At 57.1% G+C, this 413-nt stretch carries 1 protein-coding gene; it reads left to right on the top strand.

The window, feature by feature from the left end; all coding sequences use genetic code 11:
- Window positions 1-413: relaxase/mobilization nuclease domain-containing protein (locus QZL71_RS13215; RefSeq protein WP_294649216.1), on the top strand; the 413-nt coding region annotated here is incomplete at both ends.

Here is a 413-nt window from a genome sequence, read left to right as displayed (position 1 = left end):
TACAGTCTTTTGCGCCGGGCGAAACCACGCCGGAGCAGGCCCACGAGATTGGCCGGCAGCTTGCAGATGAAGTCCTGCAAGGCAAATACCCGTATGTGCTGACCACGCACATTGACAAGGGGCACGTCCACAACCACATTATCTTTTGTGCCGTGGACATGGTGAACCAGCGGAAGTATGTTTCCAACCGACAGAGCTATTCCTACATCCGGCGCACCAGTGACCGGCTGTGTAAGGAACATGGCCTGTCCGTGGTAATACCCGGTCAAGACCGGGGCAAAAGCTATGCCGAGTGGGATGCACACCGCAAGGGCACGAGCTGGAAGGCGAAGCTGAAAACCGCCATAGATGCAGCCATCCCGCAGGCCAAGGATTTTGACGATTTTCTGCGGCTCCTGCAGGAGCAGGGCTAC

The organism is uncultured Faecalibacterium sp. (genome assembly GCF_900066275.1).
Taxonomy (GTDB): Bacteria; Bacillota; Clostridia; order Oscillospirales; family Ruminococcaceae; genus Faecalibacterium; species Faecalibacterium taiwanense.
This window is presented reverse-complemented; position numbering and strand designations above follow the sequence as displayed.